This is a genomic window from Bartonella tribocorum (genome assembly GCF_002777915.1).
Classification (GTDB): domain Bacteria; phylum Pseudomonadota; class Alphaproteobacteria; order Rhizobiales; family Rhizobiaceae; genus Bartonella; species Bartonella tribocorum_A.
In genome coordinates, this window is record NZ_NJGE01000036.1 from 1 (window position 1) to 10,103 (window position 10,103).

Annotated in this window: 6 protein-coding genes and 1 pseudogene; all 7 read right to left on the reverse strand. The window is 39.3% G+C overall.

Annotation, left to right across the window (positions count from 1 at the left end; all coding sequences use genetic code 11):
- The coding region (locus tag CER18_RS09060; protein ID WP_100129670.1) for a hypothetical protein at positions 1-4,128 on the reverse strand (4,128 nt) is incomplete at its 3' end.
- Positions 4,129-5,080: 952 nt separating this feature from the next.
- Positions 5,081-5,560 carry a YadA-like family protein gene (locus CER18_RS10610; RefSeq protein ID WP_245410090.1) on the reverse strand — a complete coding sequence of 160 codons (480 nt, stop codon included), beginning with the start codon at positions 5,558-5,560 and terminating at the stop codon, positions 5,081-5,083.
- A 66-nt stretch (positions 5,561-5,626) separates the two neighbouring features.
- Positions 5,627-5,704, reverse strand: a pseudogene (locus CER18_RS10810) (hypothetical protein); the annotation flags it as partial.
- A gap of 78 nt (positions 5,705-5,782) precedes the next feature.
- Complete coding sequence (locus CER18_RS10620; RefSeq protein WP_245410091.1) at positions 5,783-7,108, reverse strand: hypothetical protein; 1,326 nt, start codon at positions 7,106-7,108, stop codon at positions 5,783-5,785.
- A 29-nt stretch (positions 7,109-7,137) separates the two neighbouring features.
- Positions 7,138-7,572 (reverse strand): hypothetical protein, encoded by a 435-nt coding sequence (locus tag CER18_RS10625; RefSeq protein WP_245410092.1) that lies wholly within the window; start codon positions 7,570-7,572, stop codon positions 7,138-7,140.
- A 195-nt stretch (positions 7,573-7,767) separates the two neighbouring features.
- Positions 7,768-9,465 carry a hypothetical protein gene (locus tag CER18_RS09935; protein WP_180299424.1) on the reverse strand — a complete coding sequence of 566 codons (1,698 nt, stop codon included), beginning with the start codon at positions 9,463-9,465 and terminating at the stop codon, positions 7,768-7,770.
- Positions 9,395-10,103: hypothetical protein (locus CER18_RS09070; RefSeq protein ID WP_143242724.1), on the reverse strand; the 709-nt coding region annotated here is incomplete at its 5' end. The genes CER18_RS09935 and CER18_RS09070, both read right to left, overlap by 71 nt.

A 10,103-nucleotide genomic window follows, 5' to 3' on the forward strand; every position in this document is an offset into this window, starting at 1 on the left:
AATTTGGTTGGTGATCTCATTGGTGATTTTATTCTGAACATTTGTAAAAGATGTACCCACTCCTGCTAAAGCATCCGCTACATTCTGATAAGTCTTATCTTCTTCCTTGCCATCATTTTTAACTGTTTTGACTTTAAAGGTAGGCGCTTTCCATTCACCCTTTTCATTATAACCAGCTCCACCGCCAAAATAGGTCGCAAACTGTTTGTTCACTGAATAGAGTTGTCCACCCGTAACTGCATCGGTAGAGCCAGAGGCAATATTTCCATCCGAAAGATGTGTAATTTTGCTATTCTTCTTTTCTTTATCCTTGCCATGATCAGCAACAAAGGCATTATCAGTTTCACTCCACAATAAGGTATCCCCTTTAACTTGCTGGGTAACATTCGTTATGTTCTGAGTAACTTCGTTCAACTTATTTGTTATATTATTATTGACTTCCTTAATGTTGGCATCAAGCTGACCTTTGTTAACAGCTTCATTGTTATTCTTTGCTTCTGCAACGCCAGAAAGAATCCGATCACCTTGGTCTTTATTGGCAATGTTGATTTCACCGCCTTCTACTCTTGCACCAATCGTGAGATTATGCGTTGCTTTATCTTGCTGAACAAAGCTTTCGCTTTCCACTTTGTTAACCACATTATTAACCTGTTCAGTCAATTTATTCTGAACATTCGTGATAGAACTACCAACTCCAGTCAAAGCTTCCGCTACAGTATCATACTTCGTCTCTTCAAAGTTGCCATCTTCCTTAACGGACTTAACAGTGAACTGAGGAGCACTCCATGCGCCATCTTCATACTTAGCTCCACCACCAAAGGACTTAGCTATATTCGTGGCTACAGTTGTTACATTTTTATTTGTCTCAAAAAGCTGTGAACCGATAACGGCTTCATTGGAATCTTCTAAAAGTGCACCTGCTTTTATTCCTGTAAGAGTACGCTTCTCATTTTCATTGTTCGCAATATCGATTTTATCTCCACCTGTATCCTTACCAATGGTGATGTGTTGTGTTCCATCCTCCTGTTTTACAAAGCTACTGGCTGCTACTTGTTCTTTTAATTCCTTTAGCTGGGAAAAATTTACAGCGTCAGTGCCTTCAGAACCTTCTTTAACACCAGAAAGAATTCTAGTCTCACCATCCTTATTGGCAATGGTGATTGTCGTCCCTTCTTTTTCTTCCCCTATCTTGATTAACTTTTTCTCGTCATTCCACTTAACAAGACTGTCACCTTTCACAGTAATAACCGCATTATTAACCGTATTGGTAATTTGCTCAGTAATTTTATTCTGAACGGTTGTGAAAGCTGTATTAACACCCTCAAACGCATCCGCTACATTCTGATAAGTTTTCTCCTTTTCCTCACCATTCGCATCAAAGGTTTTAATCTTAAAAGTAGGGGCTTTCCAAGTTCCCTTCTCACCATAACCAGCACCACCACCAAAATAGCTGGCAAGCTGCTCATTCAGCGAATAAAGCTGACCACCTGTAACTGCATCCGTGGAACCTGCAAAAATATCACCATTCGCAAGAGATGTGATCTTACTGTTGCTCTTTTCATCACCATGCTGCGCTACAAAAGCATTAGAACTTTTATCCCACATCAAGGCATCGCCTTGAACTGTCTGTGTTACATTGTTTACTTTTTTATCGATTAGATTAACAACATTCTCAAAGCTTTCACCAATATCTTCAAGTGAATCCGAAAAAGTCTGAAAAGGTTTTTCACTTACATTGCCATCAGCATCAACAGCTTTAGCATAATAACCAGGAATTCCCCATTGACCATTCTCATATTTGGCACCGCCACCCATCGTCATAGCTATATTATCACCTAAAGCCTTAAGCTGACCACCCGTAACTGCATCTGTCGAACCGTCAGAAATATCACCATATCCAACATTTGTGATCTTTTTACCCCCAGCATCAATACCACCAGTGGTTATTTGCGGACCATTTGCAATTATCAAACCTGTTGCATCGAAGATATTCGTTCCTGCTGTTACTTTATCTAGTGTGATTTCCTTCGCTAAATCAAATTTTACATTGTTGTCTTTATCGCCTTTGGTAATGCTGAGATTGGTACTGCCAACTGACAAATCCATTGGACTGGTTGAGTTAACGCTCGTCTTATTTTTACCATCAACAGTAAGATCCCAATTGGTGTTTACAGAGCTTTGTAGAGCTTTTAACTGCGCAACATTCACAGCATCAGTATCGCTCGTGCCTGCTGCCACCCCTGCAATCTGCCGTGTCCAGATTACCTCACTACTATTGCTTCCACCAATACTGAATACACCCTTGCCAGATTTCCACGCAACATTGGTTGATGTCGCATTTTTTCCAGTTTTAGGATCATAGCCGAACATCCCCTTATCAACATAAGCAGTAGAACCGCTTCCTAAGGCAATACCTCCAGAAACATTCACTTCTGCTCTTTCACCAATAGCAATCCCCTTATCAGCTCCTTTTTCAACCAGAGACTCTATACCTATCGCTATTCCAAAATCCGCAAGGGCTCTTGCAGATTTGTATACTGTACCGTACGATCCTAGGCTATTATATCCTTTCCCTATTACAACACTTCCCTGAGTACTGCTGCTTTCAGAAACTCCTATTCTTACTCTGTCTTTAGACCAATCAGAAAATATATCTTCTTTCGATTTTATAGCATCTTGTACTGCTTTTAGCTGTGCAAAATTCACCGCATCGGTATTTGCAGTACCGGTTGCTACATTTGTGATCTTTTTGCTTCCAGCATCAATACCACCAGTGGTTATTTGTGGACCATTTGCAATTATCAAACCTGTTGCATCGAAGATATTCGTTCCTGCTGTTATCTTATCTAGTGTGATTTCCTTTGCTAGATCAAATTTTACCTTGTTGTCTTTATCGCCTTTGATAATGCTGAGATTGGTACTGCCAGCTGACAAATCCATTGGACTGGTTGAGTTAACGCTCGTCTTATTTTGACCATCAACAGTAAGATCCCAATTGGTGTTTATAGAGCTTTGTAGAGCTTTTAACTGCGCAACATTCACCGCATCAGTATCGCTCGTGCCTGCTGCTACTGAAATAATTTGTCGTGTCTTACCCTGCTTAATATCACCAACACTAACGGCAGCTTCTGTGCTTTTCCATACATACCCTTTATCGCCTTTAATATTTTTTCCGATAGGGACATAACCAGCAACACCAGCAGTAGTCTCAGCAACAGAATAAGCACCGAGAGCAACCCCGTGTTCTACCAAAGCTTTCGATTCAGCACCTATAGCAATAGCGGCGCGGTTCCCTGCCTCTACTCGCGCCTCATAACCAATAGCAATTCCAAATGCCGAATTTTTACCTATATATGTCTCGTCACCAAAAGCAGAGGAGTAACTACTATAAACTGTCGTCTCATAACCAACACTCGTAACTCGATCAACCAGTGCGCCCGATAGAGTAGGTAGCGCCGTTGAAAAGTGACCAATAACAATACTTGCCCCTGTAACTTTTAGAGTAAGAGCATTACCAATAGTAATCGCATCACGCTCTGAACGCGCCATGATACCACCACGTGCCATTCTGGCTTTCCCTAGCCCTGCGGAAGCATTATCCGGCAGACTATCAAACACATTAATAAGCGCTGTATCTGCTCCATTCTGGCTAAACTGTTGGGGAGTCAAGTTGCCATCAACAGACCATTGTGGACTAAGGAGAGATCTCTTATTCTTATCTCCAATATCTAACATTCTTTGAGACAAATCACCCTTGTCTGCTGTTAAAACATCGACGACAGGTCTAGCATTATTTCCCTCCGAAAGGGCATTGATGAGAAAATTGGCATAATCTCCAGAAGCATTATTCTTTTCTGCGACTGCTTTATTGAGCACTGTCAAATAATCGTCTGTTGATTTATCAGAAGAAGCATTCAAACCAGCAACAGAGATAATGCTTTGTGGATAAGACACAATAGCACTGTCACCACCTTCAAGAAACATATTTCTAAAATCAGGATTTGCTGAAAAAACAGGAGAAATATTTGATAAAAATGTCGTGACCGTCGCCACTGAAAAAACTCTCACAAAAGAAAAACGCGAATTTTTCAATTTGTTTGTTGTTTGTGTGGCATGCAATTTTTTCATAATAAACTCTCCAATGAAAAAATCTGAAAACACTTTAAAACATAAAAAAGACACATTTTTCTGCTAGCCAYTTWCYCAGGTTAGATCGGAACTTGAGAGTGACTGTTTTCAATAAGGGCGTTTTGAGTCTTTCGTGTTGTTTTGTTTGTGCTTTCTGTAATGAAGTCTAAATGAGAAAATTGAGAAATATGTTTATACGAACATAAAAAAGACACATTTAGACTCTAATAAAAAYTAAATTTACGGTTTACTATCTAGACTTAAGAAAGTCTTTGAGGGGTTAAATATTAAAAGCATTTTTTATCAAACGTTTGGTTGTTCCATAAAAATTCGCAGCAATAGTTTTATTGCTTGGTTGCTGTTATGAGTTTTTTCATTAGGGGGCGCTATTTTTTTAATCATTGAAGTCAATGAAAAGCCATAATATTTAAAAAAAACTTAAATTCCCTTAGAAAATAAATCTTTTTTAGCTAGGGTTCCATTTTGATCAGTGTAATGCAGCGGTGTAAATCCGAGTCTTTGATATATTTTTTGTTCTTACGCATCACTTCTTCCCCCCTTTTGAATGGCTATTTCGATCAAAACGAGTCTTACTAATATACTTTATGTAGCACTAAAACCCCTATAATAAAATAGCAACAAAAAAATAGTCATTTCTATCAATTTGAATATTTTTACAGAAATATGTGATCTTTTTTCAACAATTTAAGTAAAAAAATTGAGAAAAATAATCAACGTTTGTAACTAAACTGATAAATAACTCTGTTTCTAYAGAAGGCTTATTCTAAAGATAAAATATCCGATTCTTCATAAAATAAAAATAAATATAAATGCAAAACGCATCGACAAACTKATCTTCGCTCTCTCAATTCAGTTTTACTCTTAAAYCTGCTCCTATGCCCCAATGATTACCAGAACCCGTCGCAGATATGTTAGAACGAATTCTGCCATTCTAAGACATATAACCTGCTCCAACAGCAAAGGCCGATTGATTGCGCCATCGCCCCGTTCCTATCGATAAACTTAAAGAACCTGGCGTATCTTCGTAACTCAAATTCGATACCGCTAAACCTATTGCCGTTGCTCGTCTGGATTCTTTGCGAACTTCCTTAAGTTCATACCTTAATGCTTCAAACTTCATATCTGTGTAAGATGTTGTCTTATAAATAACATTATTGACCGTATGATTTACAACATCGTTAAAGCGTTTATCCGTATATTCATTCGCATCATCAAGCACTATCTTCATCTGCTGATCCACATAATCATGAAATTGACCGCCTGTAATCGCTTCTTTTGAGCCACTTTCAATGCGGCCATCCGCTACATTGTCTATTAATACTGGATCACTCTCACTCACACCAACTAATGTTACTTTATTCTTTTTCTTGCCATCATTTCCTTTATCATACTTAACAGCAATGTCTGCCACACTGGCAATATCTTTTACTTGCTTATCAATTATGTTGACATGGCTTTCAACCTTTTCAACTTTCTTATTCGTTTGCCAAAGTTGACTACCATTAACGGCTTCTTTCGAACCTTCTGATATTTCACCGTTCGCTATGTGCTTAATCTTACTGTCTTGACCTTTATGGCGCGCGTCAAAAGCTTTTTCTGTCTCGTTCCAATTTAAACCACTTGAGAAAACACTCTATTCAACATCATGAATACGATTGTTGATATTTGTCATGCTTTTGTTAACACCTTCAAACGCAGATGTAATATTGGTATAGTTCTCCTTTTTACTGACCACCCCATCAGCAGTAAATTGCGCTACCTTAAAGTTTGGTGCGAGCCATTGTCCATCTTTGTATCCCGCATCTCCACTAAAATATCTAGAAAGTACATTGATGACTGAATAAAGTTGGGAACCATTGATCGCTTCCGTGGATTCTGCTGTAAGAAGCTCTGCTTTTACACCAGAAAGGCTACGCACACCGCTCGCACTGTTTGCGATACTGATTTCACTCCCATCTCTTTCTCCACCAATCGTGATCCGTTTTGTCTTTTCATCCTGCTTAACAAGATTCTCGCTTTCTATTTTGCTAATCTCATGGGTCATTTTATTTCGAATATTCGTGAAAGAATTTCCAACCCCACTCAATACATCAGAAATATTGCTATAGCTCTTTTCTTCAGAGCCTCCATCTTCATTAAACTGTCTGATCTTAAAATTTGGAGCTTGCCAATTTCCTTGCTGATCATAACCAGCCCCACCACCAAAATAGGTCGCTAGTTGCTCTTTTAAAGAATAAAGTTGAGAACCATTTACTGCATCACTTGAGTTTGCTGTAATATCACCATTTTTCAGAGAGGTAATCTTGCTGTTTTCTCTTGTTTCGCTCTCGCCATGAAGAGCAACAAAGGCTTTTTTATTCTTATCCCATAACAAAGAATCATTGCTAATGCCTTGCGAAACTTCTTTAATACGCTTGTTTACATTCTTTATATTTGTATTAAGACCTTCAAATGCCGAAATAATATTATCATGGTCCGTTTCTCCTACCATCCCATTTTCAGAAATATTGAGTAATTTATAAATTGGTCCTATAAAAATACCCTCTTTAAAGGCTGCATTCCCACCAAAATACTTAACGACCTGCTGAAATATTTTTGTAACTTGACCCCCATTAATTGCATCATGTGATTCTTGCGAAAGCACACCATCAGCAACATTATGTAAAGCAACAGGTTCTTTATTTTTACCACCAAAAGTCACACTCTTGTAATTAACAGTATCATCCGACTGTTTATCATAAAGAACTGCAAAAGAATTCGTAGACTCAATTTTCTTATCCAGCTTATCAAGCTGTGCTTTGTTAACCGCCTCATTATCTTGTGTTGCTTCCTTCACACCAGAAAGCGTCCGAGCTTCACCATTCTTGTTGGCGATATTGATGATACTGCCTTCTATTTTTGTACCAATGGTAATCTTAGTTGTTTCTTTCTCTTGCTGTACGAGATTCTCACTTTCCACTTTGTTAATCACATGATTAATCTGTTCAGTTACTTGTTTTGAACATTTGTGAAAGAAGTACCAACTCCAGATAAAGCTTCCGTGACATCATTATAAATCTTCTCTTCAGAGCTCCCATCATCCTTAACGGTTTTAAGCGTAAAAGTTGGAGCGCTCCATTGTCCATTTTCATATTTAGCACTCCCTCCAAAGGATTTGGCTATACTCGTGGCAGCAGTTTGGAGATTAGTGGAGACAGTTGTCACATTTTGATTTGTCGTAAAAAGCTGTGAACCAGTAACGGCTTCGTTTGAATCTTTTGAAAGAGCGCCCTCTTTTATACCGGTAAGAGTACGCTTTTCATTTTTGTTATTGGCAATATCAATTTTATCACCATCAGTATCCCTACCAATGGTGATATGTTTTGTCTGCGCATCTTGTTCTACAAAGCTACCGGCTGTTACCTGTTCTTGAACCTCTTTCACTTTGTCTTTGATCTCTTGCTTGACACCCTCTAGCTGTGAAAAATTCACTGCATCAGCATCTGCCGTACCATCCTTTATACCCGTGAGAATGCGTTTTTCACTTTTGCTGTCGGTAATATTGATGACACCGCCTTCTACTTCTTGACCAATATTGATAGTATTTGTTTCTTCATCTTTCTTAACAAGGCTTTCACCTTATACAGTAGTAATTGCACTATTAATTTGGTTGGTAAGCTCCTTGGTAATTTTATTTTGAACATTTGTGATCGAATTATTCACATTCGTCATCTGTTGTTTTACCTCTGTAAAAGAGTGGCTCACACCAGAAAAAGCACTAGCAACATCATTATAAGACTTACCTTCAACAGTATAGGTAGGTGCCTTACCAACCAATATATCAGCATTACCACCCAGATATTGCGATGTATTTTTAGCTATTGTTGATAGGTTTGTTTGAACCCCCGTCATAGTCGTTTGTATATCAGAAAAGTTATTCTTGAGCCTTGTAACATTATTATTTGTCTCAAAAAGCTGTGAACCGATAACGGCCTCATTTGAATCTGCTGAGAGCGCACCAGCTTTTATTCCTGTAAGAGTACGCTTCTCATTTTCATTGTTCGCAATATCGATTTTATCTCCACCTGTATCCTTACCAATGGTGATGTGTTGTGTTCCATCCTCCTGTTTTACAAAGCTACTGGCTGCTACTTGTTCTTTTAATTCCTTCAGTTGTGAAAAATTTACAGCGTCGGTACCATCAGTCCCCGTTGCCACATTTGTGATCTTTTTACCCCCAGCATCAATACCACCAGTGGTTATTTGCGGACCGCCCGTAATGACGAGACCTGTTGCGTTTAAAGTACTCGCTCCTGCTGTTATTTTATTTAGCGTAATTTCCTTCGCTAAATCAAATTTTACATTATCGTCGTCTTTGCCTTTGGTAATATTAAGATTTGTACTGCCAGCAGAAAAATCTACCGCGCTATCAATACCAACAGACTTAGAGTTTTCACCACCAACAGACAGCTTCCAACCCTTGTCTACGTATTCTTGTAATGACTTCATCTGCGCAACATTCACAGCATCAGTATCGTTCGTACCAGCTGCCACCCCCACAATCTGTCTGGTTATATAAGAACTACCAATACTGACTGCACCATAGTTAGATTTCCACGCTATGTCATTTTTATTTGAGTTTGCTCTCGTTCTAGGGTCATACCCCAAAACACCAGCTGCAACATTAGCTACAGACTGTGCACCCAAAGCAATACCATCTTCAACTGATGCTTTTGCACTGAGACCAAGGGCAATTGAACCTTCCCGACTAGCTATAGCATCTGTAAAATCTTCGCTAGTCGTGTTAATTTTCCAGCCTTTGGCTAACTCTTTTAGCTGTGCAAAATTCACCGCATCGGTCCCGTTCGTACCCGTTGCCACATTTGTGATTTTTTTGCCTCCAGCATTAATACCACCAGTGGTTATTTGCGGACCGCCCGTAATGACGAGACCTGTTGCGTTTAAGGTACTCGCTCCTGCTGTTATCTTATCTAGTGTAATTTCCTTCGCTAGATCAAATTTTACATTGTTGTCTTTATCGCCTTTGGTAATGCTAAAATTTTCACTTCCCGCTGTGAAATTTAATGTATCGCCAGCACCAATAACCGTATTCTCACCAGTACCAATAGAAAGCTCCCAACCACCTTGTTCTGTAATCATTCCTCTTAAAGCTTTTAACTGCGCCACATTTACGGCGTCAGTATCGCTCGTGCCAGCCGCTACTGCAACAATTTGTCGTGTTTTACCCTCCTTAATATTACCAACACTAACGGCACCTGCTGTGCTTTTCCATACATACCCCTTTATCGCCTTTAATATCTTTTCCGATAGGGACATAACCAGCAACACCAGCTCCAACATCAGCTACAGCATTTGACCCTAGAGCAACCCCTGATGATGATTCAGCTCGCGCTTTATGACCTATAGCTATAGAACGATCCCCAACTACTCGTGCATCCATACCAACCCCAACTCCATATATCCCCTTTACATATGCATTGGCACCAACAGCAACGGCTCCAGAATCAAGAGCGGACGTACTATAACCGATAGCAGTGACACTGGGCAAAATGGTTTTCAATTTTTCTTCATCAGCGTAATATATCGCCTTTGAATAGATACCAATAATAACGCTATCATTGACTCGCGCCTTAACTGAATTACCCAAAACAATCGTGGAGGACGATATACTATTATCATTATCACGCGCCATGATACCACCACGTGCCATTCTGGCTTTCCCTAGCCCTGTGGATGCATTATTCTGCAAGCTATCAAACACATTAATAAGCGCTGTATCTGCTCCATTCTGGCTAAACTGTTGGGGAGGCAAGTTGCCATCAACAGACCATTGTGGACTAAGGAGAGATCTCTTATTCTTATCTCCAATATCTAACATTCTTTGAGACAAATCACCCTTGTCTGCTGTTAAAACATCGACGACAGGTCTAGCATTATTTCCCTCCGAAAGAGTA